Annotated in this window: 29 protein-coding genes, 1 tRNA gene, 1 other RNA gene and 2 pseudogenes; 21 read left to right on the top strand and 12 right to left on the bottom strand. The window is 41.2% G+C overall.

Going from position 1 to position 26,983, the window contains the following annotated elements:
• Window positions 1-2,227: 2,227 nt before the first annotated feature.
• Window positions 2,228-2,797, bottom strand: coding sequence for a hypothetical protein (locus ACFILL_RS06580; protein WP_273790862.1), 570 nt, complete (start codon window positions 2,795-2,797; stop codon window positions 2,228-2,230).
• 300 nt (window positions 2,798-3,097) lie between these two features.
• Here ACFILL_RS06580 and ACFILL_RS06575 point away from each other — a divergent pair, with 300 nt between their 5' ends.
• The 10 genes from ACFILL_RS06575 to ACFILL_RS06530 all read left to right on the top strand — a co-directional run bounded on the left by ACFILL_RS06575 (window position 3,098) and on the right by ACFILL_RS06530 (window position 6,682).
• A complete protein-coding gene (locus tag ACFILL_RS06575; RefSeq protein ID WP_375643482.1) occupies window positions 3,098-3,316 on the top strand; it encodes a hypothetical protein in 219 nt (72 codons plus the stop codon).
• A gap of 163 nt (window positions 3,317-3,479) precedes the next feature.
• Window positions 3,480-3,605: a hypothetical protein gene (locus tag ACFILL_RS06570; protein ID WP_375643484.1), complete on the top strand. Its 126-nt coding sequence runs from the start codon at window positions 3,480-3,482 to the stop codon at window positions 3,603-3,605.
• Window positions 3,606-3,661: 56 nt separating this feature from the next.
• Window positions 3,662-3,985 (top strand): hypothetical protein, encoded by a 324-nt coding sequence (locus ACFILL_RS06565; RefSeq protein ID WP_375643485.1) that lies wholly within the window; start codon window positions 3,662-3,664, stop codon window positions 3,983-3,985.
• 58 nt (window positions 3,986-4,043) lie between these two features.
• Entirely contained in the window at window positions 4,044-4,166 is a 123-nt protein-coding gene (locus ACFILL_RS06560; protein WP_375643486.1) for a hypothetical protein, read from the top strand.
• Window positions 4,167-4,319: 153 nt separating this feature from the next.
• The gene (locus ACFILL_RS06555; RefSeq protein ID WP_375643488.1) at window positions 4,320-4,643 is read left to right on the top strand and encodes a hypothetical protein; all 324 of its coding nucleotides are present in this window, start codon (window positions 4,320-4,322) and stop codon (window positions 4,641-4,643) included.
• Window positions 4,644-4,701: 58 nt separating this feature from the next.
• The gene (locus ACFILL_RS06550) at window positions 4,702-4,827 is read left to right on the top strand and encodes a hypothetical protein (RefSeq protein WP_375643489.1); all 126 of its coding nucleotides are present in this window, start codon (window positions 4,702-4,704) and stop codon (window positions 4,825-4,827) included.
• 56 nt (window positions 4,828-4,883) lie between these two features.
• On the top strand, window positions 4,884-5,207 hold the full coding sequence (locus tag ACFILL_RS06545) for a hypothetical protein (RefSeq protein ID WP_375643488.1): 324 nt from the start codon (window positions 4,884-4,886) through the stop codon (window positions 5,205-5,207).
• 58 nt (window positions 5,208-5,265) lie between these two features.
• Window positions 5,266-5,391, top strand: a complete 126-nt coding sequence (locus tag ACFILL_RS06540; protein WP_375643490.1) for a hypothetical protein — start codon at window positions 5,266-5,268, stop codon at window positions 5,389-5,391.
• A 56-nt stretch (window positions 5,392-5,447) separates the two neighbouring features.
• Window positions 5,448-6,131 (top strand): hypothetical protein, encoded by a 684-nt coding sequence (locus ACFILL_RS06535; protein WP_375643492.1) that lies wholly within the window; start codon window positions 5,448-5,450, stop codon window positions 6,129-6,131.
• Window positions 6,110-6,682 carry a hypothetical protein gene (locus tag ACFILL_RS06530; RefSeq protein WP_375643493.1) on the top strand — a complete coding sequence of 191 codons (573 nt, stop codon included), beginning with the start codon at window positions 6,110-6,112 and terminating at the stop codon, window positions 6,680-6,682. The genes ACFILL_RS06535 and ACFILL_RS06530 overlap by 22 nt, the downstream gene beginning before the upstream one ends.
• Here ACFILL_RS06530 and ACFILL_RS06525 read toward each other — a convergent pair.
• From ACFILL_RS06525 to ACFILL_RS06515, 3 genes and pseudogenes are all read right to left on the bottom strand, one after another.
• Window positions 6,676-9,246, bottom strand: a pseudogene (locus ACFILL_RS06525) (toprim domain-containing protein); the annotation flags it as partial. The gene ACFILL_RS06530 and the pseudogene ACFILL_RS06525 sit on opposite strands and share 7 nt — an antisense overlap.
• 101 nt (window positions 9,247-9,347) lie before the next feature.
• On the bottom strand, window positions 9,348-9,938 hold the full coding sequence (locus ACFILL_RS06520; RefSeq protein WP_375643530.1) for a hypothetical protein: 591 nt from the start codon (window positions 9,936-9,938) through the stop codon (window positions 9,348-9,350).
• Between the two features lie 112 nt (window positions 9,939-10,050).
• On the bottom strand, window positions 10,051-11,121 hold the full coding sequence (locus tag ACFILL_RS06515; RefSeq protein WP_375643494.1) for a YdaU family protein: 1,071 nt from the start codon (window positions 11,119-11,121) through the stop codon (window positions 10,051-10,053).
• 416 nt (window positions 11,122-11,537) lie between these two features.
• On the opposite strand from ACFILL_RS06515, the gene ACFILL_RS06510 reads away from it, so the two are divergent.
• From ACFILL_RS06510 to ACFILL_RS06500, 3 genes are all read left to right on the top strand, one after another.
• Window positions 11,538-11,855, top strand: coding sequence for an XRE family transcriptional regulator (locus ACFILL_RS06510; protein WP_273790852.1), 318 nt, complete (start codon window positions 11,538-11,540; stop codon window positions 11,853-11,855).
• Between the two features lie 312 nt (window positions 11,856-12,167).
• On the top strand, window positions 12,168-12,557 hold the full coding sequence (locus ACFILL_RS06505; RefSeq protein ID WP_273790851.1) for a hypothetical protein: 390 nt from the start codon (window positions 12,168-12,170) through the stop codon (window positions 12,555-12,557).
• Between the two features lie 2 nt (window positions 12,558-12,559).
• On the top strand, window positions 12,560-12,748 hold the full coding sequence (locus ACFILL_RS06500) for a hypothetical protein (RefSeq protein ID WP_273790850.1): 189 nt from the start codon (window positions 12,560-12,562) through the stop codon (window positions 12,746-12,748).
• Here the strand turns inward: ACFILL_RS06500 and ACFILL_RS06495 are convergent.
• Window positions 12,690-12,818 (bottom strand): hypothetical protein, encoded by a 129-nt coding sequence (locus ACFILL_RS06495; RefSeq protein ID WP_375643531.1) that lies wholly within the window; start codon window positions 12,816-12,818, stop codon window positions 12,690-12,692. The two genes, ACFILL_RS06500 and ACFILL_RS06495, sit on opposite strands and share 59 nt — an antisense overlap.
• Window positions 12,819-12,986: 168 nt before the next feature.
• Between ACFILL_RS06495 and ACFILL_RS06490 the strand changes: the two genes are divergently transcribed.
• Window positions 12,987-13,127, top strand: coding sequence for a hypothetical protein (locus ACFILL_RS06490; RefSeq protein WP_375643495.1), 141 nt, complete (start codon window positions 12,987-12,989; stop codon window positions 13,125-13,127).
• A gap of 347 nt (window positions 13,128-13,474) precedes the next feature.
• Entirely contained in the window at window positions 13,475-14,239 is a 765-nt protein-coding gene (locus ACFILL_RS06485) for a lambda exonuclease family protein (protein ID WP_375643497.1), read from the top strand.
• 763 nt (window positions 14,240-15,002) lie between these two features.
• Here ACFILL_RS06485 and ACFILL_RS06480 read toward each other — a convergent pair.
• From ACFILL_RS06480 to ACFILL_RS06470, 3 genes and pseudogenes are all read right to left on the bottom strand, one after another.
• Window positions 15,003-15,209: pseudogene (locus tag ACFILL_RS06480) on the bottom strand (DnaJ domain-containing protein); the annotation flags it as partial.
• A 966-nt stretch (window positions 15,210-16,175) separates the two neighbouring features.
• Entirely contained in the window at window positions 16,176-16,709 is a 534-nt protein-coding gene (locus ACFILL_RS06475; protein ID WP_273790848.1) for a hypothetical protein, read from the bottom strand.
• A 92-nt stretch (window positions 16,710-16,801) separates the two neighbouring features.
• Window positions 16,802-17,539: a hypothetical protein gene (locus tag ACFILL_RS06470; protein WP_273790847.1), complete on the bottom strand. Its 738-nt coding sequence runs from the start codon at window positions 17,537-17,539 to the stop codon at window positions 16,802-16,804.
• A gap of 1,550 nt (window positions 17,540-19,089) precedes the next feature.
• Between ACFILL_RS06470 and ACFILL_RS06465 the strand changes: the two genes are divergently transcribed.
• The gene (locus tag ACFILL_RS06465) at window positions 19,090-19,251 is read left to right on the top strand and encodes a hypothetical protein (protein ID WP_375643498.1); all 162 of its coding nucleotides are present in this window, start codon (window positions 19,090-19,092) and stop codon (window positions 19,249-19,251) included.
• Window positions 19,252-19,253: 2 nt separating this feature from the next.
• Here the strand turns inward: ACFILL_RS06465 and ACFILL_RS06460 are convergent.
• A tRNA-Thr gene (locus tag ACFILL_RS06460) sits at window positions 19,254-19,328 on the bottom strand.
• Window positions 19,329-19,504: 176 nt separating this feature from the next.
• On the opposite strand from ACFILL_RS06460, the gene ACFILL_RS06455 reads away from it, so the two are divergent.
• The 5 genes from ACFILL_RS06455 to ACFILL_RS06435 all read left to right on the top strand — a co-directional run bounded on the left by ACFILL_RS06455 (window position 19,505) and on the right by ACFILL_RS06435 (window position 23,195).
• Complete coding sequence (locus ACFILL_RS06455) at window positions 19,505-19,657, top strand: hypothetical protein (protein ID WP_273790845.1); 153 nt, start codon at window positions 19,505-19,507, stop codon at window positions 19,655-19,657.
• 176 nt (window positions 19,658-19,833) lie between these two features.
• Window positions 19,834-21,129, top strand: coding sequence for a UDP-N-acetylglucosamine 1-carboxyvinyltransferase (gene murA / locus ACFILL_RS06450; RefSeq protein WP_375643499.1), 1,296 nt, complete (start codon window positions 19,834-19,836; stop codon window positions 21,127-21,129).
• Window positions 21,130-21,462: 333 nt separating this feature from the next.
• Window positions 21,463-21,921, top strand: coding sequence for a helix-turn-helix transcriptional regulator (locus ACFILL_RS06445; RefSeq protein WP_273790929.1), 459 nt, complete (start codon window positions 21,463-21,465; stop codon window positions 21,919-21,921).
• Window positions 21,922-22,164: 243 nt separating this feature from the next.
• Window positions 22,165-22,557: a helix-turn-helix domain-containing protein gene (locus ACFILL_RS06440; RefSeq protein ID WP_273790843.1), complete on the top strand. Its 393-nt coding sequence runs from the start codon at window positions 22,165-22,167 to the stop codon at window positions 22,555-22,557.
• A gap of 179 nt (window positions 22,558-22,736) precedes the next feature.
• Window positions 22,737-23,195, top strand: a complete 459-nt coding sequence (locus tag ACFILL_RS06435; RefSeq protein WP_375643501.1) for a helix-turn-helix domain-containing protein — start codon at window positions 22,737-22,739, stop codon at window positions 23,193-23,195.
• A gap of 367 nt (window positions 23,196-23,562) precedes the next feature.
• Here the strand turns inward: ACFILL_RS06435 and ACFILL_RS06430 are convergent, their stop codons facing one another.
• The 3 genes from ACFILL_RS06430 to ssrS all read right to left on the bottom strand — a co-directional run bounded on the left by ACFILL_RS06430 (window position 23,563) and on the right by ssrS (window position 25,931).
• A complete protein-coding gene (locus tag ACFILL_RS06430) occupies window positions 23,563-24,384 on the bottom strand; it encodes a TIGR00282 family metallophosphoesterase (protein ID WP_273790841.1) in 822 nt (273 codons plus the stop codon).
• Between the two features lie 18 nt (window positions 24,385-24,402).
• A complete protein-coding gene (locus ACFILL_RS06425; protein WP_375643525.1) occupies window positions 24,403-25,008 on the bottom strand; it encodes a 5-formyltetrahydrofolate cyclo-ligase in 606 nt (201 codons plus the stop codon).
• A gap of 762 nt (window positions 25,009-25,770) precedes the next feature.
• Window positions 25,771-25,931: non-coding RNA, 6S RNA (gene ssrS / locus ACFILL_RS06420), on the bottom strand.
• Window positions 25,932-26,983: the final 1,052 nt, after the last annotated feature.

Raw genomic sequence — 26,983 nt, 5'->3', positions numbered from 1 at the left:
GAGTGCATCCTCTCATGGATTGGATACTGCCTTATGAGGGTTTGGCAGTTTCCGTTGAGGGGAAGGATGCACTCTTTAAGGGCTGGAGTGCATCCTTTCCATGGATTGAACGCACTCTTTGGAGGCTAAAGTGCATCCATAGGGAAAGGCATATTCCATAAGAAACAGAGATAACCAAAAGATTTGTTTTTATATTTTTATTGATAGGTTGCTGTATTTGCGAGGGCTATTCATTCTTTATTCTCAATATTTAAGATGATTATGTGATAAGGGTTGTTCGTCAATACAATCGTAAAAGACGCTGAGCATTTTTATAAAAATTAAGATATTTTTGTGCCTTTTTCTTGTTTTTTTTGTGTTTACACAAGATATGCACGGCTTTTCAACAGTTTGTTTTTTTTAGCTTTGCTAATGGCGTTGGCTAAACACTTCAATTGTTTTAACTGCTTCAATACCGCCTTAAAAAAACAGTGCTTTATAATATGACAAAATAAGCTGTATAACTTTTGATTCTTACGCGATGCTAGAAAAAGGGGAATGTTAGGAGAGATGTTGTCTATATTCTTAGCTTATCTCTTAAGGTAGGAAGATTAACATACTTTCTGGATCTATTTTTATTTGGCCGGATCTATTTTTATTTGGTTTGACGGTTAAAGAGCAATAGCTGAATGGAATCACGCTTGCTTCATGTTTTTATCCTCACGCTTTAGATTTTTTCTCATAGAGATTTTGTTTTTAATGAGGTTTTACGCGAATCACGTAAAACAGAATGTTCTAAATAGAATATATTTGTGTTGCACATTTACGTACTTGTTTAAAAAACATTATGTTGTCTTATCATCACAATGATGTTGATGAATGGGGATATTGATGAATGGGGATATTGATGAATGGGGATATTGATGAATGGGATAATGGAGAAATCTCTTGCGAAGTGGATAAGCCCTTCTTTAAAATCTCATAAGGGGAAAGCCTGCACTATCATACTATTCGCGCCTCATGTGATGACAGCCTTTGGCTCTTGAGCGTGTTCATAAGAGGCATTTTGATTCTTTATCTTGCTAGTGTTTTATTTCATATATCTCTCATGTTTGTAATGTGGAAAAGACAAGGTGTTGATTGATGCAACATGAAATAAATTTAAAATGAGAGAATCCCTATGATATCCGGGTCTCTTAATTTTATATGGATAACTGGAAATTATTATTATAAATCAAAGTATTATCGTGATACATCAACCTGTTGGTGGACTATGCGATAAAGAAAGTTATCCAGTAGTTAAGTCATTCTGTTATGTCGTAAAACACTGTCATTTGAAGTTTGGTGATATGAAGCAGGCTTCTTTGGATATGTTTTAAGTGTTTTTTTAAGGGCGTGGTGAATCTTTAAGACAGAGCAAGCTTCTGTTGCGCCTTGAGTTTAGCTGAAAATCCCTGAATGGAAGCCAAGAGTGAATGGAAGCCAAGAGTGAATGGAAGCCAAGAGAGAAGTGTATCCAAGCTGTTTGTAAATCAGATTGAGTTAAGAATCTTTGTTCTTTGAGAATGAAACGCAAGTCAATTTGACAAAAGAATGATCTATTTTGCGGGTAGACCTTATGGAGGAATATAACAAAGCTCATAAGGAAGTGATTTAAGACAATACAGTCATAAAAAAGTACAGTTATAAAAAAAAGTCCTCCGTCGCAATTAGAGGACCAAAGAGCAGGAGAATTTTAACATTGACTCGCAGGACGTGTCAAAAAAGAATAAATTCAAAAGGCCGTACTAAATACAAAAAATCATACTTAAAGAACCTACCACATTATAATTAGCAGAGAATTGAAAAAATAGCAATATAAAAAATACTTTTTACAAAAAATTTTGTCATTTTGCATTAAAACTTAACACTTTTTTCAATTGAATATTTGTTTTAAGACTCGATATTAATTAAACTATATTTAAAAATATTATGATACATGCAAGCATCTTGATAATATTCTTCAATCAAAAACGAATTAAGAGCCCCTCATGATTATAGGACTGATATGGGGAAGGCTTTTTGTTTTTAAGAGTGTGGGGTGTATCTTCAGTATGTGTGGGGGGTGAAGTATTGTCCTTTTGGGTGTGGGGGGCAAGGTAATGAAAATGGGGGCGAGAGCTGCTCAATGCTTGAGCCCGTGTGGGGGAGGTTTCTTTAGAGGGGCGGGGGCAACATGGGAGGCCGCTTAAAATGGCGAGGAGGGGGATTATTCAAAATGTTTATGGTTTGCATATCCCCAATGAAATGCGAGCAAGTCTAAACAATCTCGTAAATGATCGGCAAGGGAGTTTTGTTTGCGTTTTGAAGAACTTAATTCTTTTATCGCTTGTCCATGGCCGATAACGCGTTCAAGCAGTGAATAGCCAAGAATACCCAGTTGAACTTTGATTGTTCTTAAATGATTGGAGGCTTCTATTTGACGTTCAATGGGGTGTATGTACCCTTGGCTACAGGAAACCTTTTCACGGGTGTAGTCAAGGCTCATGTGGAGATCGGCTTGGCTTTGACGCCAGTAAAAATAAAAACGTTCTGCCGCTTTATATTGGGCTTTGCTGAGATGTCCTTTCGCATATAAAAGTGCAATGGGATGGCTTTGTGCATTGGCAATGGCATTGATGGTGCGCGGGTTGCTGGAACTTTCTCGATGATTGGGTTTAAAATAAGGATTACGCGTTTCAACAGGGATTTCTTGCGTCTTTAAATGACCAATGTGCTTTTCTTGATTTTGATGATCAAGCGGGCAGGTTTGCATATTTTTTTTCTGCTTATGGGTCATAGCATCTCCTTAAAAATTATCGTTTGCTTCTTTATGTTTATGCAAAGAAACGGGATTGTGCTGTTGTATGCTTGTTGAGGGATACGTTTTTATGTCTGCTTTTTGCGTGAGGGGAAGTTTCAAAAAAAGGGTGAGGGGTCGCTTTCTGTGGGTGTTGTCATTGTTTTATAGGAGAGGGGTTTATAGGGGAGGCTGTATGGGGAAAAGTGTGTTGTCTCGCGTGGATTTGCTTCTTGAAAGGATTGGCATTTTTTTGCATGATGGGCGTTACCTTTAATTTTACTGCTGTGGGGGATATTGATGTCGAACGATTTGTTTTTTTTGCCGTGGTTGGTATTTTTCTGCTTTGTTGCTCTTGTCTTTGTTTCTATTTATGCGGCAATGAGGTTTTTCGCGGTTACAAGGAAGAACTTTTTTAAGAGTGGGGTGCTTGCATTCTTTGTTGGCGTGACCTCTAAGTTTGTTTATGCGCAAGCTGAACACTTTGGTTTGGCTCAGGTGTGGTTTTCAAACAGTTAGGTCTTTCACATTCTTTTTGGCGTTGTCTTTGGTCTTATCCTTGGGCTTATTTGTCTAGGGGCAAAGCGTTTTGGGTTTAGGCTTTCATTCTTTGCAAAGGATTGATCTTTTGCTGCATTTTTGGCATGGTCTCTGATTTTTACTTAATAAAGGAGCGGGGCGTATGGTGGTTGCGCGGGACATGTTTTTGAAGGGGTTGGTGTTTGCGGGCATTATTGGACTTGTTCCTTTTTTTGCTCTGGAGGGGGTACGGTGTGTGCGTGTACTGTTGGGGGGCTTAAAAAAATGAGCATTTCTCTTCCCCACGGGCGTGGTCTTTGATGTTCTTTCTGTGAGGGGTATTTGATGTCGAACGATGTGATGTTTTTGCAGTGGTTGGGGTTTTTCTGCTTTGTTGCTCTTGTCTTTGTTTCTATTTATGCGGCAATGAGGTCTTTTGGGGTTACAAGGAAGGCTTTTTTAAAAAATTTGGCGTTGAGCTTCATTATTATCGCTGTCTCTAAGTTTGTTTATGGGCAAGCTGAGCACTTTGGTTTGGCTTGGTTGTGGTTCTCAAACAAGTGGGTCTTCCACATTCTTTTTGGCGTTGTCTTTGGTCTTATCCTTGGGCTTATTTGTCTAGGGGCAAAACGTCTTGGTTTTAGGCTTTCATTCTTTGCAAAGGATTGATGTTTTGCTGCATTTTTGGCATGGTCTCTGATTTTTACTTAATGAAGGAGCGGGGCGTATGGTGGTTGCGCGGGACATGTTTTTGAAGTTTCTGGTGTTTTGCTGCGTTGTTGGAGCTGTTGTTGGATTGGCGTATAACGGAGCCAAGCATATGGGGGGGGCACTGGTTTTTGATCTTTAATAATGGGGTGTTTCTGGGCACTATTGGACTTGTTCCTTTTTTTGCTTTGGAGGGGGTACGGTGTGTGCGTGTACTGTTGGGGGGCTTAAAAAAATGAGCATTTTTCTGTCCCACGGGCGTGGTCTTTGATGTTCTTTCTGTGAGGGGTATTTGATGTCGAACGATTTGATGTTTTTGCAGTGGTTGGCACTTTTCTGTCCTTTGGTTCTCGTCTTTGTTTCTATTTATGCGGGAATAAGGTTTTTCGGGTTTACAAGGAAGGACTTTTTTAAGGGTGGGGTGCTTGCATTCTTTGTTGGCGTGACCTCTAAGTTTGTTTATGCGCAAGCTGAGCACTTTGGTTTGACTTGGTTGTGGTTCTCAAACAAGTGGGTCTTTTACATTCTTTTTGGCGTTGTCTTTGGTCTTATCCTTGGGCTTATTTGTCTAGGGGCAAAACGTCTTGGGTTTAGGCTTTCATTCTTTGCAAAGGATTGATCTTTTGCTGCATTTTTGGCATGGTCTCTGATTTTTGCTTAATAAAGGAGCGGGGCGTATGGTGGTTGCGCGGGACATGTTTTTGAAGTTTCTGGTGTTTTGCTGCGTTGTTGGACTTTTTCCTTTTTTTGCTTTGGAGGGGGTACGGTGTGTGCGTGTACTGTTGGGGGGCTTAAAAAAATGAGCATTTCTCTGTCCCACGGGCGTGGTCTTTGATGTTCTTTCTGTGAGGGGTATTTGATGTCGAACGATTTGATGTTTTTGCAGTGGTTGGCACTTTTCTGTCCTTTGGTTCTCGTCTTTGTTTCTATTTATGCGGGAATAAGGTTTTTCGGGTTTACAAGGAAGGACTTTTTTAAGGGTGGGGTGCTTGCATTCTTTGTTGGCGTGACCTCTAAGTTTGTTTATGCGCAAGCTGAGCACTTTGGTTTGACTTGGTTGTGGTTCTCAAACAAGTGGGTCTTTTACATTCTTTTTGGCGTTGTCTTTGGTCTTATCCTTGGGCTTATTTGTCTAGGGGCAAAACGTCTTGGGTTTAGGCTTTCATTCTTTGCAAAGGATTGATCTTTTGCTGCATTTTTGGCATGGTCTCTGATTTTTACTTAATAAAGGAGCGGGGCGTATGGTGGTTGCGCGGGACATGTTTTTGAAGGTGCTGGTGTTTTGCGGTGTTGTTGGACTTGTTCCTTTTTTTGCTTTGGAGGGGGTACGGTGTGTGCGTGTACTGTTGGGGGGCTTAAAAAAATGAGCATTTTTCTGTCCCACGGGCGTGGTCTTTGATGTTCTTTCTGTGAGGGGTATTTGATGTCGAACGATGTGATGTTTTGGCTGTTGTTGGGGGTTTTCTGCTTTTTTGCTCTGGCCTTGATTTTTATTTATGTGGGAGCAAAGCGTCGCTCTGTTACAGGGGGGATGTTTTGGAGATGGGTGGTGCTTTATGGCGTTGTTGCCACCTACCTTGGTTTTATTTATGTGGGCGTGGGCAGGCGCGCTGTTGACGGGGAGCTGCTCTTGAAGGGGGCGGTGTTTTCTTGCATTTTTGCAACTGTCCTTGGTTTGGTGCATCTGGGCGTCAAGAGCATGCCTGTTGCTTGGCAAGTGTTCTTAAAGGCGGTTATGTTTTGTTGCATGATGGGCTTTATCCTGTGGTTTGCTGCTGTGGGTGTCAGAGATATGGATAGCATAAGGGCGGTATTCTTAAAGGTTTTGCTCTTGTCTGTATTGTTGAAAGTGCTCTTGGGGTTCTTTATACGCGAGCAAGGTGATACGGTATTACAGAGGTCGTTGCGTGCTTTGAATTTTGTGCTGTTTTCCTGCATTTTGGGTACTCTCCTTTGTTTTATCCGTCTGGGAGCAGAGAATCTAGGGTTGAGCTGGCTTTGGTTCTCGAAGGATTGGGTGTTTTTATTCATTTTTGGATTTACCCTTCCTTTTGTTTGTGAGGGAGCAAGGTGTGCGCGTGTTCTATGGGCTTGGTTTTTGAGGTAGCTGGTGTTTTTTTGCTGTTGTTGGTGGTTTCCTACCTTTTTATTGTTGTCGCTATTGGTACTTATAAAGTTTCCAAGCGCTTCGATATTCCGTGGTGGCGGGCGGCGTTTTATTGTATTTTTGGTGTTTCCCTCTTTTTGAAGGAAGTGCTGTTTTACTGCATTTTAGGAGTCGTCCTTTTTTTGGCTCTTTGGGGGATGGAGAGTATGGACATACCGTGGGGACTATTGTCCTTGATGGGGATCGTGTTTGCTGTAGTGTTGGAGTGGTTCTTGATTTTGCATATAAGGGGGCGGCAAGATGGGGTGGTGACGCGTTGTTTGTGGTTATTGAAGGGGTTGGTGTTTTGCGCCATTGCTGGAGCGATCTTTTTTTGTTTGCCTTTGGGAGCAGAGTATATGGGGTTGAGCTGGCTTTGGTTTGCGAAGGATTGGGTGTTTTTCGTCATTTGTGGATTGATCCTTCCTGTTGTTTCTGTGGGAGCAAGGCGTGCGCGTGTGAAGGCGGAGGCGTTTTTAAAGAGAGTGGGGTTTATGGGGTATTACAGATAACGTCGAGGGAATGATTGTTCAAAAGAACAGCGATAGCGGTAGGTTTGGGGATCAAACCAAAGCCCTATTTTGCCTTCAAAATCACCAGAACGTTGTTTGGCAATATTCATAATAACGCCTGGGCGTTTTGCTAAATCTGCTTTTTCTTGTGCTAGAGAGGCGGCAAAGATTTTATCTTCCAACGATCGATTGCGCCAAATGGTGATGATGTTAAAGGCATTGGCACCAATTTCTGAGGCGCCTTTAATGTCTTCTGTGCTGGGGATATCTTTATCCAGACCGCCTTTGCGGGCATGGGCGACAAGGTGAATATGCACATTGTTTAAAACAGCCCAATCAACCATTTTATAAACCGCTTGTTCTTGTCTTGCATAATCATCAGAGGCAATGCCAAGCCGCATCAAACTGTCGATGATAAATTGATCGCAGCCATAGCGCGCACGGCAATAGTCAAAGACTTCAAGCAAGGTATCTACGCTCGATTTGCCAACATGCTCATAAAGAATAAGCCCTTCGTCTAAAAAATGAAGAATCCGTTCAATCGTTTCTTTTGTAGGCTGTTCTAAGCCGCCCGTTTGTTTGGTTAAACGGCGAAGTGATTGTTCTCCTTTCATTTCTAGAGACGCTAAGCAAAGGCGACTCTTTTGTGCAATCCAATGGGGAATACAGTCTGATAATAATTGGCTTTTACCTGCACCACTCGCACCACTCCAGAGCGTTAATTCTGCTGGGCGGAAATGCAATTTGTCCTTCAGTTTAGGATAGGGAACCGTATAACCAAGATGTTTTTCAGGCTCTGGCCAAAAAAGCCCAATCACTTGATCTTTATAGTCTGAGGCGCGCCGTAAACCTTCTGGTGCAAAGCTTTGTGCTGAGGAAAAGGCAGCTTTTATGGTGGCTTTATCGATTCCTGCGGTTAAACAGTCATTGGCATCTTTAAGGGGTAAACGGACACGGTAGCAACGGTGGCGTCCAAGCCTGCTGGCAATCTCACGGGCTGCTTCTTCTCCGGGCGGATCCATATCGGTGGCTAAAAAAATCGTTTCAAAAGATTCTAAATGATCAAATTCATTTTCAATCCAGTTGTGTTTTCCTCCACTGCCTCCTCCAAAGGGAACAGAAACCGCCGGATATCCATAGGCGGCTAAGGATAGCGCATCAATTTCTCCTTCAGTGATAACAATGGTACGGTTTGTTGAAGAAAAATTGGGGAATGGCGCCTGTTGGGGCGCGTGCGTGGGTGCCTGCTGGGGTGTGTGCGTGGAGGCGTGGTTGGTTGAGGCGGTGTTTTGGGGCGCCTGCGTGGGTGCCTGTTGGGGCGCGTGCTGGGATGTGTGCAGGGATGCCTGTGTGGAGGCGGGGTTGATTGTGGCGGTGTTTTGGGATGCCTGCGTGGAGGGGTGGTTGGTTGAGGGTACCTGCTGAGGTGCGTGTTGGGTTACCTGTTGGGATGTGTGCGGGGATGCCTGTGTAGAGGCGGGGTTGGTTGAGGGTACCTGCTGGGATGTGTGCGGGGATGCCTGCGTGGAGGCGTGGTTGGTTGAGGCGGTGTTTTGGGATGCCTGTGTAGAGGCGGGGTTGGTTGAGGGTACCTGTTGGGGTGTGTTTTGGGGTGCCTGCTGAGGTGCGTGTTGGGATGCCTGCTGGGATGTGTGCGGGGATGCCTGTGTAGAGGCGTGGTTGGTTGAGGCGGTGTTTTGGGGCGCCTGCGTGGAGGCGTGGTTGGTTGAGGGTACCTGCTGAGGTGTGTGTTGGGGTGCCTGTGTAGAGGCGGGGTTGGTTGAGGGTACCTGCTGGGGTGTGTTTTGGGGTGCCTGCTGAGGTGCGTGCTGGGTTGCCTGTTGGGATGTGTGCGGGGATGCCTGCTGGGATGTGTGCGGGGATGCCTTTGTGGAGGCGGGGTTGGTTGAGGTGGTGTTTTGGGGTGCCTGCTGAGGTGTGTGCTGGGTTGCCTGCTGGGATGTGTGCGTGGAGGGGTGGTTTGTGGGGTAAAGGGCTTGCCAACCAAATAAAATAGGTTCACATTGGGAGGCTGTTGGTTTTGTTTTTGCTCCCGTTTGCGCAAGCCGTTCTTTGACTAAAGCAAGGGTGCCGTCGGGTTTATAAAAGGGGAAAATGATTTTTTCGCCATTTTCTCCTATGCGGTAACGTTTTATAATCTCTAGAGGAATGCGGCGTTCTTCATGGAGATAGGTTTTTACAAGATTCTGCGGGCTCTGCCCTGTAGGAACCGGTGGACGGCGATAGGAACGATGGGGCGCCATAAAGGGTTTGGGGCGTGTCAAATTGAGAGTCGCGCGTGCTTCTTCTAAGGCTTGAGAGAGGCTAATGCCTTTGACTTCACACCAAAGGTCTAAAAGATCTCCTCCTGTGCTTTCTGCAAAATCATACCAAAGTCCTGCTTTACTACCACTTAAGCAAATCGATAAACTTTGACCCGCTTCACCACGTGTGTTGCCTACAATCCAATTGTTGCCTCGTTTGTGCCCTTGGGGAAGAAGCATTTCTACTATTTTATCGGCTTGTGAGATAAGTTTTTGTTTGATTTCAAAAATTGTGCTCATGGTCATTCGTGATATTATTGTCGTTTTTCTCAAGATGTGGGAGGTGAGAATTCTGTTTTTGCTGTTCTCACCATTCGATCTGATCGTAAAGTCCCGTGGTGCTATGGGGCTTGCCAGTTTACTTTGAGAGCTTCTTTGCCGCTCTTTTCTTGCCAATAGTCGCGAAACCTCTTGGCTTGCCAAAGGGCTTGACTCTCACTCAAACCTTTTTGAAATGGCTGTGTTGATGTCTTCTTGCCAAGAGCATGGGAAGTGGTGCCTTGAGGAAAGGAGGAAGGGGAAAGAAGGAAGGATGCAAGAAGGGTGGGGCGGATGCCTGTGAGGGTGTGGTGCATGCTTGGGTCCTGTTGGGGTGCCTGTGTGGAGGGGGGTGTCCTTGTGTGGAGGGGGTGGGTTTGTTGCCAAAGAGGTTGCTTTTCATTGAGTTTTTCTGAAATGGCTCTGTTGGTGTTTGTTTGCCAAGAGCATGGGAAGTGGTGCCTTGAGAAAAAGGAGGAACGCGGAAAGGAGGAAGGGGGTGAAAGAAGGGCGGGGTGGATATGCCTGTTTTGAGGGTGTGGTGCATGTTGGAGTCCTGTTGGGGTGCCTTGTGTTGGGGTGCCTGTGGATGTCCTTGTGTGGGGAAAACGCTTTTGTGATGAGAGCAAAATGGTCGATGTTGACGCATTTTGCTGTGTGAATCGCCTATCCAAGTGTTGTTTTGCCGCCCTTTGTTTTGTTCTGTGTTATTTTGTCCGATGCTGTTGTGGTTTTGAAACATTTTTATCCCCGCGCGTGCTTGAAAAATACGTTGTTTTTGTGATGTCAAAAATTGTCATTATAGTTGATCAAACTGCGGTAAAGGGTGTCGTTGTTCTCAGAGATGAAAGATGAGGAGCTTCCCTGTTTTTGCTGTTCTTGCCGTTCGATCTCACGGCGAAACCAGTTGCGCCATGTGGCTTGCCAGTCTACTTTGAGAGCTTCTTTGCCGCTCTTGGCTTGCCAATAGTCGCGAAACTTCTTTTCTTGCCAATGGGCTTGGCTTTCACTCAAACCTTCTGAAACTGCCGCCTTGATGTCTGCTTGCCAATGCTCAGGAAGACGGTGCCCTTTGGCAACTGAGGAAGTGGTTTTTTTGTTGGTGCAAAGCGGGATGGAGGCAGAAAGATTGCTGGGGGGAAGAGTGGTGGCGGATTTTGTTTTTTCCCCCGTGACAATTTGCGCGATAGGGGCGGAGGTAAACTCGGCTTGGGGAGCGTTTAAAGAGGGGGCGTTTTTTTGCTCCGCTTCTTCTTGTGGAGGGGAAGAGAGAGGTGAATCAAGAGCCGATGAGGGGGATGGGTGATCGCTTTGTTCAAAGTTCTCTTCGAAGGAAAAACAAGGCTCTGTCTCATCAAACAAAATTTTCTTTTCTAAAACACCGTAAGGTGTTTCCTTTTCTTCTGTCTTTTGAGCTTCTGAGCTTTGTGCAGCATCTTTTGGACTTTCGTTAAGCAGTTGTTGCATCTCTGCATTGATTTTTTTGCGTTTTTTTGCCGAAGAACGACCCGCAAAGGATTTTTGTTCAAGCAATTTTTCACGCTCTTGAAAAATATTTTCGCAACGCTTGTTCCATAATCCATTGGCTAAATTTAAAATCTTACCCTCTTGGATGAGCATTTCTAAAACATTAACAAAAGTTCGCTTGTCACAACCACAAAGACGCGCTAAACGTTCTTTCGATATTTCTAAAGGTCGTCCACGGGCATACATTTCATTGAGAAGAATCGTATAGATTCCAATTTCGTGTGCGCGCATCCCACGTACACCTCCTAGAAAGTCATTTTGATACCAACAAACATATGGAAGCCTAGACGATTCATAATGAGGAGTTTCTTGTTGATTAGCGTGTTTCATACTGCAATCTACTTTCTTCTTTTTTATACATTTTTATTGATGATAAAAGCTCAAATAAGGATTTAACTTGTGTTGCTTTTGGCTCTGTTCGATGATGACTAGAGGCTTCTTTACGACGCTTATAAATGATTGGCTGTGCTTGAAGAGCATGCAAACTTACGATTTAAGATTGCGGTGATGGAAAAAATAAAGAATACCACACATTCTCAACGTACTTGCTTTTGGGCAGAAGCTTTGGAGAGTGGTCTTTTATATCCTGTAGGGTGGTTAAAGTGTTTTTATGATCCAAAAATAAAAAAATTTCCCCCGAAAAAGTAAAATTTGTTTCCTTAATTTTATCCTTTTTAGAGGATAATGCAAGCTCGTTTTATAAAAAGGACGTGTTTTTTTAAAAAGACGCGCTATATGGTGAAATTATGAATATCGATGGTTGGCGTCAAAGATTAAGAATCGCTTTGGAAAAAAGTGGGCGGTCAAAAAGATCTATCTCCCTCGCTGCCGGTAAAGGCGCGGGGTACCTTCATTCTATTCTTTCTGAAGGAAAAGAACCAACAATCGAATCTCTCTCGCGAATTTGTCACGAAATTAATATCAGTATGAATTATATTCTTTATGGTAAAGGGGCTAGCCCTGAAGATAAAGAATTTATAGAGCTTATTTCGAAACTCTCTCCGCAAGAGAGACAGGCGATTTTGACTCTTTTGCGGCGGCCAATTGACGAAGCTTCAAAATAACTTCCTTCTGTGCTTTTGAATCAAGGCGACTCCAGTATTTTATTAATATTATGTCACTCATTTTATCTCTCCTGTGTGTTTATAATTGCAATTTTGTAAGAACAAATAGAGAACAACAAAGGGGCATGAGAGGAACAAAGAATAATAGATTTTTATTTACATATGTCATTTGAACCCCGTAGATATTTAAAATATATCTTTTATGAAGGATAAAATGGTTGACATCTCTCCTATAGAGGAGATAAGACTAACGCTATATTTAGTCTTGTCAAGACAAGGCTATGCTTTATCAACTATCTAAAGGGGGAAATCATGAAAAATATTTCATTCGTTAAAGAGGATGAAATCATTATCGTTTTATGCGAAGAGGAAAATCCTTGTACTTATGAAGGACCAATCGACGAAATCGAAGAGGTGCTCGAACTGATTGAAGAATGTGAAACTGTTTATAGAGTTTTACGACTCGATCTGACAACTTCTCATGCTGAAGATGTTACGGAACAAATCGCTGATTTTTATGTCGAAAATCATGAAATGAATGAAGAAAATACACAATTGCAGCCCTTCATTTTGAATAGTGAAGCTTATCATGCTTGTTTAAATGAAAGAGCGGCTTGCGATTATGAAGATAATCTCTATGGCTCTTATGAAAAACAGCATCGTTTACGCCCATGTGATGTCTTGACAGATTATTGGTGGTAAACATGCCAAGTTATCTCAAGACTTCTTATCAAGGGATTCCACTTTATTATGCTGGAAATATGCGAAATTTAATCAGACTCGAACCACAAAAACACAACGCTATACTTTTTATATCGCAAGAGGTGGCTCAGTCTATGGCAAAAAAATTGGAGGAAGAATATTGCCGCCATGATTTTTCCGTCGTGCAATAGCAGGGTTGAAAAAGGAAGCCGCAATGAAAGGGCCCAAGTGCTTTTTCATTGCGGTGACAATGGTGTGCATTATGCTTTCGTTCTTGGAAGGGAAGCTTAGGGAAGCTTAGGGGAGCTTAGGGGGCTTTGGGGAGCTTAGGGAAGCTTAGGGGGGAGCTTTGCGGGGGTTTTTTTAGCCGACATGGGAAAGGGGGGCATGAAAAAAAGAGCCTATATATGAGAAATTGCGGGCGCTTGTGTGGGAGGGGGCAGTTGTTGGCTGGTTCATTGGGGGGATAAGACAATGGAGGGGGAGGTCGTTAAAGCTTGTTTAGACGTATTGGGACAAACGGGGGGCTGGGAGTTTTTTGTGGTGCGTGCTGGGGGAGCGCCGCAATGAAAGGGCCCAAGTGCTTTTTCATTGCGGTGACAATGGTGTGCGTTATGCTTTCGTTCTTGGGGGGGCCCGACTTGGGGGGAGAGCTTGGGAGGAGGAGCTTTGCGGGGGTTTTTTTAGACGACATGGGAAAGGGGGGCATGAAGAAAAGAGCCTATATATGAGAAATTGCGGAGGGGGGATGTTGAGGGGGGCAGCAGTTTTTGTGTTTTCAGCGGCACAATATTGAAGGATGCATTGAAGGATGTTGTCGCCTTTAGTCCGTGTGAGGGACACAGGCTTTAAAAATATGAATGTTTCAAAGAGGATATATTGCAAAAAACACTTTAAAGATGAAGGGGAGAAAGGTCATGCCAATTATTATCGATTGTATTCAAGGAACAGAAGAATGGCAGAAAGTGCGTAATGGTTTGATTACGGCTTCTTTGTTTGAGATGGTTATGGCACAAAAAAAACAGGGGCAAAAAACTTCACGCTATCAGAGTGTGATGATGAAATTGGCGGGAGAAAGAATTACAGGAAAAACGGTTGATGAAGGAACAACACTTTCTCAGCGACGTGGAACAGAATTAGAACCAATCGCACGACAGCTTTATGGGGAACTTACACATACAGAACCTGAATGTATTGGCTTTGTTTTGGCTGATGATCGCGGACAAGGATTTTCCCCCGATGCTTTTGTGGGAAAAAATGGCTTATTAGAAATTAAAACAAAAAAACCTGAAATTTTGATCCCTCATTTCATGCAAAAGAATTTTCCAGCAGAACATAAAGCACAATGTCAAGGGGGATTATGGATTTCTCAACGCGAATGGGTGGATTTAATGCTCTATTGGCCGGATATGCCTCCTTTGATTAAACGGGCTTATCGTGATGAAGCGTATATTTGCAAGCTTGAAAATGAAATTAGCCGTTTTAATGAGGCTTTGGAGAAGATGGTACAGCAAATTAAGAGTGTTGGGACAGGTTTTCATCTAAGGACAGAAATTGCTTTGAAGGAGGGGGAAGAAAGGGTGCTTGGAATGAAGACAAAGCGTCTGCTGGAGGGCAAAACAAGAATGAGGCGGGCAAGAAAGGGATCGTGTGCAGCGTTGAGGAGAGGCAAAGTTCTATAAAAAGGAAAGAGCAGAGGGGGAAAAGAGCCGGTTTTTTGTGTTTTCTGGGCACGCAAGTAGGGAGCTTGGAATGATACGTAAAGCATGCTGGAAAATGGAAGGAGATGTTTTACGGGAGAAGTGAGACAGATGTTTAGACGTCGAGATCCGAGGGGGCTGGGAGCTTTTGTGTTGCGTGTTAAGGGGGGGAGATAAGGGGGAAGATTAAGGGGGGGGAGTTTTTTAGCCGATATGGGGAAAAGAATGTAGGAGCATGAGAAAAAGTCTGTGTGGAGTCAAGTGGGCTTGTTGGGGGAAAGGGTGGCGGGCGGATTGTGGAAGAAAATAAAGGGGTGGGGAAAACGGGAGAATAGGGAAAGAACGGATAGAGATATTATAATCTTTATGTTTCTCTACATTACCTTGTTATAGAAAATCAAAAATGACCACATTTTATGAATTCACTGTGGGTCGCTCTTAATACTCTTCAAAAGCATTTTCATGAGATAATTTTCAATATAAATCTGGTAAACATTAAAAATTGTTGTATGAGTATGAGCCAGAATATCAATTTACCAATCTTTACCAAATATCCTTTTATACTGATGAGAATTAATAACCCTATACTTATTATTCCTAGTGGTATATTCTACGTAAAGAGTGAAATTGTACCATAAATTAGAGGCGTTATTCCACAAGTAATGAAAATTACACGCTTGATATTATTTATATTTATATTATCTCTTATTCTGTTCTCTTGGTTTCTACTTCTTTCAGAGGTCTTGTGATTGTTTTCAAAGGTTTTATGGTAGAACTGATTGTAAGCAGCTCTCTTTCGAGGATCTTTAAGAACTTCATAGGCTTCAAGAATTTTTCTGAATTTTTGTTCAGCTTCGGTACTAGGATTATGATCAGGATGGTATTGCAGAGCTAATTTACGAAAAGAAGATTTTATCTGTTTATCGTTGCATGCGTAGCTTACATCAAGAATTCCATAATAATCGTCTTCATTAAATACTGCTACTTGTGTATTGCTCTTATTTTTATAGGATAGCTTAACTGATTTTTGTTGAATATATCAATGGGTATTATCTTATGTTTAAAGTATGGTGAAAATTGTATTGAATGGCATGGCTGTACTTGGGGCTATTGTCTCTAAATGAGAGGAGATACAGTTCAAAACGCTTAAAAATGCAGGGTGTTTTTAATATTTTAGAAATATTTTTTACAAAAATAGATTAAAAGAGAGACGATAAATCAAATATAAAGGAACGGCAATAATAGCCAAGGTTGTCATTATTGTAAATAAACAGGCAGGAACCTTAAATCTAAAACGCCAAAGTAAACTAATGGGAACGGACGTTATCGTTGTTATGATGAATCCTACGATAAACCATTGCATGAATAAGTACATTATATTGATTTTATCTTTATTAAAACGATTTTGTTTGAGTTCTTCCTCTGAAATACAATCGATAATAGAAAAAACAGGGTAAACAGGAAACTCTCTACTTGGACAAGCAATAACAGCAAATTTTTCAAGCTCTAACCATTATCTTTCGCGTTCTTTTTCCAATATCTTCTTTTCTATTTTTTGTTTTATATATTCTTTGGAAATACAATTGATCGGAGAAGTATTCCCAACAAAAAATTCGTCTTTTCTACATCCACGGGTTGTATGATGCGTGAATAAAAACAGCGCTTATTGCTATAGCAAATAAAATAAAGTGTTTAAACATAGGGTATTTATTGTCTTTTGTTTCTAACGAGCTTTGATAAGTAATTTCTATTGAATAAATCAATATATGTTATTTTTATGTTGGTAAAATAAAACAAATTGTATGTACTTTGGCACTTTGTATCTAAAGATGGCGATAGATAGTTCAAAATGCTTGAAAATGCAGAATACCCTTTGAGAAGCACTTTTCATAAAGTTATGGAATGAATAGATCAAAGTTTATGGTAATTTTGTATACTCTATGATAACTCTGTATAAGATCTCAATTTCATGATCAAGTTTCTCAAGTTCTTTCTTGTTTTTAGCTATACGCTCTTGATATGTCTCTATGTGTTTCATACTGTTTGAGAGACGGGTATGCTCATTAGAGTGTTTTGCTTCATTCACATGTCGCATTGCATCTATTTCTAATTCTATAAGGCTACACAGAGTATTAAATACATGATGTCGTTTTTTGATTATATTCTGCCATTTTTTTATTATATTGACATGTTTTTCATAGAGAGGTTGCGATAACCGCCACTTGTTTTCCAAAAAAAATGTTTTTTCTATCCAGAGAATTTGGTAGAATTTTTCTGACCACCAACTACTTCCATTAACGAGGAAAATGCGGAACAATCTCTCTCTTTCTGTAATCTCTTTTGAAGAGAATAGTTCATTCGAATGAGTATATCCCTTTGAAGAATAAAAAAGATGCGTTGTTAAAAGGGCGATAATTAAGACGTTTCTCAATAAAGACTGTTTAATTAACATTTTTTTTATACCCTTTTTGTGATTGATTATAGTCATTGTGAGAGGGCTTAATGGTTCTTTAGAAGTATTTTGAAAGGCGTTTTATTATCCGTTTAAAGATTTTTTAAATACTGCTTCCATTTTTCAAAAGTGCTATATCTTACGGGCGGTTTTACATTTTCTTTGGGCATCATGGCAAGGTATACCTCTCTAGCCATAACGCACATTGTTGCTGTGTTTCTAAAACGAGTGAGTTCATTGCCTATTATGAGCAGCTCTGTCTGGAGAGTTTGTTCTTTTCGACTAATGCCATTAGGGGAATCCAAAAATTTTTCTGCGTACGCAAACATTGGATCATCAAAGTTTGTTTCAAACTTTGCGTTGAGGAAAATATTTTCTATATAATCCCAATTTTTCCTGTATTTCATCCCGTTAGCTTTAAAAGCCCTAAGTCTTGTTGGTAAGTCGTTAAAGGTAAGTGTGGGCATTGTTTTATCACCTTGCCATAAATCAAAAAAACGTCCACAAAAAACAAGCAATATGTGATAATGTTTAAAAATATTGAATTCTGGAGGATTACTGGGCAATGTTATTAAATGCCTCCAAAATTGACTTTTGTCATGGGGTATGTCTACAGTCCATTCCATATACGCTTTTAAATATTCTACCTCTTTTTTTGCTTTTTCTAATTTCTGAGAATATGCTAAAGGAGTGTAATTTTCATGGACATATTTTTGGTAAAGCCTATCGTATTCAGCGAGATCGCTTACTTGAGTACAACCCAATAATAGGGATACAGAAAAAAACGTTATAAATATTATGACGTACGTTTTGAATAATAATTTCATCATTTTAACGTTTAATGATTTTTGTTGAATAAATCAATATGTGTTATTTTTTGTGTTGAAAATATATGTAAAAAATGTATTTAATGAAAACAGCGATAGTGATCATACTGTATCTAAATAAGGGTGTAGTACAGGATAAAACCCCGCACATGCGGGGTTTTATTCGCTGAAGAAGACAAGGACAGAGGAGACAAGGACAGTAGAAAATATAAGGGAGGTCCTGTCACCAAAATGTTTGTTCTAGGGCGGGAGTGGGGAATATCCAAAGTGCTCTAAACGAAATATACTTGTTGTGCATAGTCATGCGCTTGTTTTAAAGAGACATCTTGCTCCAAGCTCTTTTTATACTAATTTCATGCCCATTTCATACCGGCGTTCGTGAACTTCATGCTGGGGCTTGTAAATGGTATCGTGAGAGGTAACGATAAAACCTCGTAGATTATAAATATTACACACCTCATCTTTACTTTATGAAAAAGTAAGTTGGTATCATCTTGAGCTCGTTCTCAAGATTGCGACATGGGCTTTAGCTCTTGGGATGATTCATAATCTCATTCACTGTGGGGGGACTTTTCATAAAAGGTAGGCTTTTCTTGAAAAGTTTTATGCCATACGGATCTTTCTGCTTGTGAACTGTAAGCCTTGTGAACTGTAAGCGAAGAGGGGTGTTTGATTTCAATAGAATAGAGGGGAAGAGAATTCTTCGCTCTTAGGGTTCTTCTGCAAGAGGAATAACGCTATCCGTATAAATTAAAGTATTCGTATAAAAAAGAGCGTCTTGAAAGAGGGATGGCTTAGAGCACGTGGAAAATCATAGTGTATAAAATTGGTAATGAGGGATCTTCTTTGAAACGGCGGGCTATCAATTTTCTGGTATATGTGATGCCTAGTATATGGGGATGTCTGTCATATGAGATGTTTGCCATATGGGAGCGTGGGGTGACTTATTGAAAGCTTTATTGAGGGGGGGCTTTATCACTGTTTGGTTTTTTTCTTTTGGTAAGGGGTGGGGAGAATGGGGAAGGAATTGAGTTGAGAGGAGGTTCTGGAAATGGCTCTGTTAGATTTGTTGTAAATGACGAATAGGATCGATGAAGCTTATTCTAATTTTTAGAGGGAATACTTGTGTTGCTTGAGGTGGATAGAGAGGCTAGAAAGATAAGATTATTCGTTTTGGGGCGGATAAAGGTATCAATGGGATATGTTCAAACAATGAGTTTATAATAATTCATTATTGAGATTTAATTTGAATTTCAATGAGAGCCCGAAATAGTGTGAGATGTTCTTATTTCAAACCTTCTTATTCAAACGCTCTTATATTGAAACAAGTAAAATCGTTTGTCTGCATATTATAAGTGGGGTGAGCTTGTGGGGAAAAATATTCAAGAAATAAAAAAGCCTATACCGTCTCAAGTGTTAAGAAGATGCAACAGTGAGGTTTGGCAAAGAGAAGGATAAGGGGGGTGTCTTACAGGAAGGAAAAAGGGGGAAGCCAATGGGAGGGGGGCTATTCTTTGGGGTGTGTCAATTTCAAAAGCCGCTCATAAAGCATTTTGGAGATTAAGCGTGTCATTGAAGCCATTGATTTTGACGCCATTGAAGCGCATGGTTTAAAGGATGGAGGATTTGATGAAGCCAATGGAGGCTGGGGGAAAAAATTGAGGCTTATAGAGAAGGCTTATAGGGGCAAGAAGAGAGAGGCAAAAGAAGAATAAAATGGTGCTGCGAGAGAGGATTGAACTCTCGACCTCTCCCTTACCAAGGGAGTGCTCTACCACTGAGCTACCGCAGCCCTTTTCAATCTTTGCGCTGTCTTGTGCCATATTGTCAGAAAATAGGCAAGAGAACATTTGTATATTCTTGCAAGAAAACGTATCTTATGTCATGACATATGTTTCTTATATGCTTAAATATTTAAGGTTATGAGTTGCTTGGATAGAAGCTCAACACTGTTTAAAAGGTTGCGCAATGACACAAATGTATCAAAAACAAAAACAAAATGAAATGAATCATCAAGATGAAAAAGCAAAACGACGTCAAGAAAGATTGGCGCAACAATTGCGTCAAAACCTGAAACGTCGAAAAGAACAATGCCGAAAAAGAGCACAAACAGAGCTCTAAAATGCAAAAAGCTCTAAAATGCAAAAAAATGTTTTTTAGTGAAGCTTTGCAACCAAACTTCTCAATAATTTGTTCTCATATTTAGAATGCGTTCTAAAACGATTAATAAAGCATAACTTCCCGAAGGGGGACAATCCTTTGGAAGGGCAGGCACAAAGGAAAAGAGGGAAAACACTATGGATTCTATTCAAATTGTTGGGGGAGAAAAACTTAAAGGAACAATTCCTATATCAGGAGCAAAAAATGCTGCCTTGCCTCTTATGATTGCGGCGCTTTTGACAGAAGAAACGCTTACTTTAGAAAATATTCCTCATCTGGCCGATGTCGAATTGCTTATTCGTATTCTCAATAATCATGGTGTGGGATATGCCGTTGATGGACAAGAGTTTAACGATGAATGTGTGAATTCAAGAACAATTCATTTTACGGCGCAAAAAATAGCCACAACACGGGCGCCATACGAACTGGTGAAAAAAATGCGTGCAAGCTTTTGGGTTATCGGACCTCTGCTTGCACGATGCGCAGAGGCTTATGTTTCGCTTCCTGGAGGATGTGCTATTGGAACAAGACCTGTCGATTTTATCCTTGAAGGACTCAAAACTTTAGGCGCACAGATTTCGATCGAAAATGGATATGTTCATGCAAAAGCGCCAAGGGGCTTAAAAGGTTCTCACTATCGTTTCCCTAAAGTTACTGTTGGGGGAACCCATGTGCTGCTGATGGCGGCGACAACGGCAAAGGGAACAACCGTTCTTGAGAATGCGGCTTGTGAGCCAGAAGTGACAAACCTTATTCGAACCCTGAATGCTATGGGGGCTCAAATAACCGGTGAAGGAACAACAACGCTTACAATTGAAGGGGTGAAAAAACTTAAAGGGACAAAAATACGCGTTATTGCTGATCGAATCGAAGCGGGGACATATGCAATGGCTGTTGCTATGACAGGAGGAGATGTCTTTCTTAAAAATGCAAATCCTAATCATCTCACAAAAGTGCTTAAGGTGCTCCAAAAAACAGGACTCGAGATTCAAATAGAACCTCAAGGAATTCATGTTAAGCGAAATCCAAAGAACACCAAAATTATGCCCGTTGATATTAAAACAGGACCTTATCCTGCTTTTCCAACCGATCTCCAAGCCCAATTCATGGCGCTCATGACACGGGCTGAAGGAACCGCGCATATTACAGAGACGGTTTTCGAAAATCGTTTTATGCATGTTCAAGAACTCAATCGCTTAGGAGCACAGATAAAGCTTGATGGGCAGACGGCAACCGTCTATGGAACAGAGAATTTGCAAGGGGCTCCCGTTATGGCGACGGATTTGCGTGCTTCTGTTTCTCTTGTGATTGCAGCGTTGGCGGCAAAGGGGGAAACAATCGTCAATCGTGTCTATCATCTTGATCGTGGATTTGAGAGGTTGGAGGAAAAATTAGTCCGTTGTGGTGCAAAAATCCAACGCATCACAGTGTAATTCTCTTCGAAGGTATTCGGTCTGCCTTTAAGGGGTTTGATCTCAAGAAGCAAGCTTTGTTCATTTTCTCAATAAACGCGGGGCTTATCTCATGGTTTTGGAGCTTTTACGAGCGGGCATAAAAGTTTGAGAGGCGGGTGGGGCTCATAAAACAAACAAATAAAGACTGTTTTTAAATTTTATTGCTAATTTCATGAAATTACTTTATTGGTAAGAGAATGTTTTGGTCGTCTACGCAGCGATCAACAGGGAATGAAAGACCCTAAACTTGAGACACGTATTTATCCAGCTTTATGGATATCCCGGATTTCCGGGAGCTTTTGTTATGTCCAGGTGCTCTCTAGCACTAAAAGCAAAAGGCTGAGTCAAGTTTCAGCTCTTTCAACTCCCGGAATACCAATGCGAGGGCGCTCGCAACCGGCAGGGGAGCTTGAAGTGAAAGCTAAAAATCCACACTTTAACGACATTTCGATAGGCAGAAAAATTCGCTTTAAAAGAACAATGATCGGAATGTCGCAAAAGCAATTAGGCAGTCAGTTAGGTGTGACTTTTCAACAAATCCCAAAATATGAAAAAGGCTCTAATCGTATAGGAGCTGGGCGTTTACAAGAAATTGCTGATATTCTCAATGTTCCCATTTCTTTTTTTTACGCTGATCTCTCAACAAAGGAAAATGCTTTGTATCCTTGTGATGAAAGGATCGGAAGTAAAGAAGAGCAAGTCCTTTTGAAAAGTTTTAGAGAGCTCAAACCTAAGAAACAGAAGGCATTTTTGTGTTTGATTGTCTCATGAGATAAAAACACTGTTTTAAATTTATTGCTAATTTCATGAAATTACTTTATAAATAACACTGTAACTTTGGTCGTCTACGCAACGATCAGTAGGGTCTGAAAGCCCTAAAGTTCAGTACATAAGATTAGCCTACTCTTGTGGGTTTCCCGGGATTCCGGGAGTTTTTGCCATGTCCAGGTGCGATGAGCACTAAAAGCAAAAAAAGCTGACTGAACTCAGTACTTTCAGACTCCCGGAATACCAATGCGAGGGCGCTCGCAACCGGCAGGGGAGCTTGAAGTGAAAGCTAAAAATCCACACTTTAACGACATTTCGATAGGCAGAAAAATTCGCTTTAAAAGAACAATGATCGGAATGTCGCAAAAGCAATTAGGCAGTCAGTTAGGTGTGACTTTTCAACAAATCCAAAAATATGAAAAAGGCTCTAATCGTATAGGAGCTGGGCGTTTACAAGAAATTGCCGATATTCTCAATGTTCCTATTTCTTTTTTCTACTCCGATCTCTCAACAAAAGAAAATGTCTTGTATTGCTGTGATGAAAGGATTTCAAGTAAAGAAGAGCATATCCTTTTGAAAAGTTTTAGAGAGCTTAAACCTAAAAAGCAGAAGGCAATTTTGTGTTTGATTGTCTCATGAGATAAAAACACTGTTTTAAATTTTATTGCTGGTCTCCAGAAATTATTTTATGAACAAGCACCAGGGTTCTCGTCGTACAGTGTGGTTGAATGGTGGAACCCAAAGCCTGAAAATCCAAGATGAAACATTAGCCTGCTTTATAAGTATCGCGAGATTCCGGGAGCTTTTGTTATGTCCAGGTGCTCTCTAGCACTAAAAGCAAAAGGCTGAGTCAAGTTTCAGCTCTTTCAACTCCCGGAATACCAATGCGAGGGCGCTCGCAACCGGCAGGGGAGCTTGAAGTGAAAGCTAAAAATCCACACTTTAACGACATTTCGATAGGCAGAAAAATTCGCTTTAAAAGAACAATGATCGGAATGTCGCAAAAGCAATTAGGCAGTCAGTTAGGTGTGACTTTTCAACAAATCCAAAAATATGAAAAAGGCTCTAATCGTATAGGAGCTGGGCGTTTACAAGAAATTGCCGATATTCTCAATGTTCCCATTTCTTTTTTTTACGCTGATCTCTCAACAAAAGAAAATGTCTTGTATTACTGTGATGAAAGAATCGGAAGTAAAGAAGAGCATATCCTTTTGAAAAGTTTTAGAGAGCTCAAACCTAAAAAGCAGAAAGCAATTTTAAGATTAAATTTTCGTTAGAATCAAAAAAAAATTAAAGAGGCTCTTGCTAAATAATAAATTATTATATAAAGCTTTTTCTAGAGAAGGGGGTTAACATTTCTCCTCCCCCCCCCCCGCAGAAATGTCCAAATAAAACCTCCTTCTCATCATTTTAAAAATCACGAAAATTTTTATCCTTTATCTTTTATCCTTTTAAAAAGAGTGACTTATTTGTGCTAGAAAAGTTGCTGTATTAGGCAAATTGGAGGGCGGGGTGTTTTTAGGATTTGGGAAGGGCTTGAAAAATCATCTTGCCAAATAGAGTTCTCAAAAGGAAATCTTGGAGAGCAATCATCCAAAGGGCGCACAGTGGAGAGCGATCATCAAAGGGGCGGCTTAAAAGAAGCTACCAAAAATCCGGAACTTCAGGCTTTAAATGAGGACCAATCCGTACCGCTGAGACCTTTTCTGCTAAACCGGTGCGATCTGAAATCTCAACCGCTAAACCACAAAGGGTGGCGGGACCACACGCCGGTTCAAAACGGTCTTGCTTCGTCTTATAAAGAAAACGGTGTAAGGGTTCTTCTTTATCCATTCCAAGAGAGGAGTTATAATCTCCACACATGCCTGCATCTGTTAAATAGGCGCTCCCACCTTCTAAGATCTGCGCGTCAGCCGTGGGAATATGCGTATGTGTGCCAACGATAACACTCACACGACCATCAAGAAAATGGCCTAAACATTGCTTCTCGCTTGTCGTTTCTGCGTGAAAGTCAAAAATAATCGTATCCGCTTGCTCCATCAACGAACAGGCAAGAAGAATATTTTCCGCTGTTTCAAATGGATCTTCTACTTTGCACGGCATAAAAACGTTGCCCAACAGATTAGCGACAAGAACACGGGCGCCATTTTTTGCCGTAAAAACACCAGCACCTTTTCCGGGAGTTTCTTTCGAAAAATTGGCAGGGCGTAAAAAACGATCACTCTCATGGGCATACTGCAATGCTTCTTTGTGAGAAAAAGCATGATTGCCCGTGGTGACAACATCAACACCGGTCATCAAAAGATCTTGATATGTCTCTTGCTTAAGACCAAAACCACCAGAGGCATTTTCACCATTTACCACAACAAAATCAAGCTGCCATTTCTCAATCAGTTGAGGAAGGTGTTCAAAAACAGCTTTACAGCCTGTGCTACCAACAATGTCACCTAAAAATAAAAAACGCATAGGCGCTTTAATCACACTTTAACATTTTAAGAAACCTTTTTCTGTAAAAATTCCTTGTACCTGTAGATCATGTTCTGCTGCGGGAATAGAGAAAACCTCCTGACATGAAAACCCTATGCCCCATAATGTCATTTGATGCCCTTGTTTTTCAAGAGCTTCAACCGCACGGTCATAGTATCCTCCTCCATAGCCAAGACGGTGACAGTGACGATCAAACGCAGAAAGCGGAACAATAATATTATTGGGGACAACAACCTCATTGTCGGCACTGGGACCAAAGGTGCCAAAACGCATGGGCTCTAAAATCGTGCTGGGCGAAAATGCACGGAAAATCATGGTGGTGGAATCAAGCACTGCTGGTAAGGCTAAACGTCCACCGCGTAACGCTACAGCATCCAGTAAAGGACGCGGGTCAATTTCCGATTTAATGGGCCAATAGCCTGCTAAAATGAGGCGTGAAAAATCGGTTCCCTTCTTTTCAAGGTATTCAATAAAGTGGCAACAAGCACGTTGCGAAAAGAGTGCGCGCTCTTCTGTTAAAAGAGCATCACGACGCGATAAACCGCTTTTGCGTTGCTGTGTGCGAAGAGATGAAGCAGATTCACAGAGGAGATTATTTGTCATTGTCTCGTCAATTGTTTTATAAGATGCTGGTATTTTATCCATTGTTGGCGTTTTGTAAATCTCTGTTAGGACAAGAGCTGTGCTCATGAAAAAAGCATGAAAAAAAGTGTGTGCTCTTTATAGGGGGTATCTTGGTGCAACAAGCCGCTCTTGCGTTGCTTGCGTGCGAAGGGATGAAGCAGATTCACAGAGGGGATTTTGTGTCATTGTCTCGTCAATTGTTTTAATAAGATGCTGGCATTTTATCCATTGTTGGCGTTTTGTAAATCTCTGTTAGGACAAGAGCTGTGCTCATGAAAAAAAGCATGAAAAAAAGTGTGTGCTCTTTATAGGGGGTATCTTGGTGCAACAAGCCGCTCTTGCGTTGCTTGCGTGCGAAGGGATGAAGCAGATTCACAGAGGGGATTTTGTGTCATTGTCTCGTCAATTGTTTTAATAAGATGCTGGCATTTTATCCATTGTTGGCGTTTTGTAAATCTCTGTTAGGACAAGAGCTGTGCTCATGAAAAAAAGCATGAAAAAAAGTGTGTGCTCTTTATAGGGGGTATCTTGGTGCAACAAGCCGCTTTTGCGTTGCTTGCGTGCGAAGGGGTGAAGCAGATTCACAGAGGGGATTATTTTGTCAGTGCTGTCTGTTTTATAAAATAAAGCCCCTCGTCATTTTTATTTCTTGAAAAGAGAGTATCGTCATTGGTCTTATGTAAAAGGACGCTCTCAATTTTAGCTGGAAAAATTTTTATGCAAAAAAGTTATACAAATAAAGGGTGATCCACAACAGCCGATGGAAAAAGCTGATCCCGGGAACCTATACAAATAGGTGGGCGCCATATGAAAAAGCCCACGGGCTTGATCAGGGACAGCTCCCTTGGAGATCATTAAGGTCTCAGGAATACGTTATTTCCTGTCGAGAAGCGCAGAACACCCTCCTTAATATAAAACAATTTCAGAGTTTCTGCTAGAGATAAAATAACCTCGCTCTCTTCTTTTTCATAAAGTATTTCAGGAGAGATTGATGATATTGTTGGTGGTTGCTCGAAATGGCTGTATGATGGATGGCTTATTCAAAGTAAAAAAGCAAAAATATGAGTGGGGGTGGGTGTTTGAGTGACGTAGAACGGTTTATTGGCAATGGCTTGATTGGCTCTTTTGGGACAATGCTTGATTTTTATGTTTCGCGGGAATACTTGGAGGAGCTTTGAAGGGGAATATTTCTTATTCAAGGATGTTGGTTGAACTGGTGTTGCATCTTTGAAGTTTTTGCCTTGTGAAGCCATATTTCAGGGCTGTTTTATCAACTTTGAGGGGGGGAGGAGAGCCGATACGGTATGTGCTGCTATGGTTGAAGCTTAAAAATAAAAAACAGATGATGATAGTTTATCAGAGGCGCTAAGCGATGTTGTAAGCTTTTTTAAAAAAGTATTTTTTGAGGATCGTGTTTACAAATTTTTTTTATCCATGATGGAAGGTGTGAAAAGAAGAAACGGCTGAAGAGGACTCAAGCGTGAAGCGTTTGCTTGCTATGAGAGAAATTCTGTAGGGGGTATATTGGAAATGTTTGGACGCTGCCTGCAATACAAAAAAGGTCCAAATTCAAAAAAGGCACTGTCAATTGTGTGTGGGGGGTGTGGTTATAAGCAGGGGGCTTTTAGTTTATTGAGTGGAATGTGAAGCCGGCTTGCGTCTTATCTAGGTTTGAAAGGATGCCGTAAAGTGTCTCGTTCTTGAATGGTTTTAAAGAGCTTGGGGTGATTGTTCGTCTAACAGAGCTTGCACGCGCTTTTGAATTCTGCGCATTTGTGGATAGTAATCCAATGCTGTTTCATCAATCTTAAGAGCCAAGTTTTGGACGCTCTGTTGCTGGCTAAGTTTCAAAAAAAGGCACTGTCAATTGTGTGTGTGGGGTGTGGTTATAAGCAGGGGGCTTTTAGTTTATTGAGTGGAATGTGAAGCCGGCTTGCGTCTTATCTAGGTTTGA

This window comes from Bartonella sp. AP20NXHL (assembly GCF_042196165.1).
Lineage (GTDB): Bacteria > Pseudomonadota > Alphaproteobacteria > Rhizobiales > Rhizobiaceae > Bartonella.
Note: the sequence above shows the minus strand (reverse complement) of the source record. Positions and strands in the feature narration are given on the sequence as shown.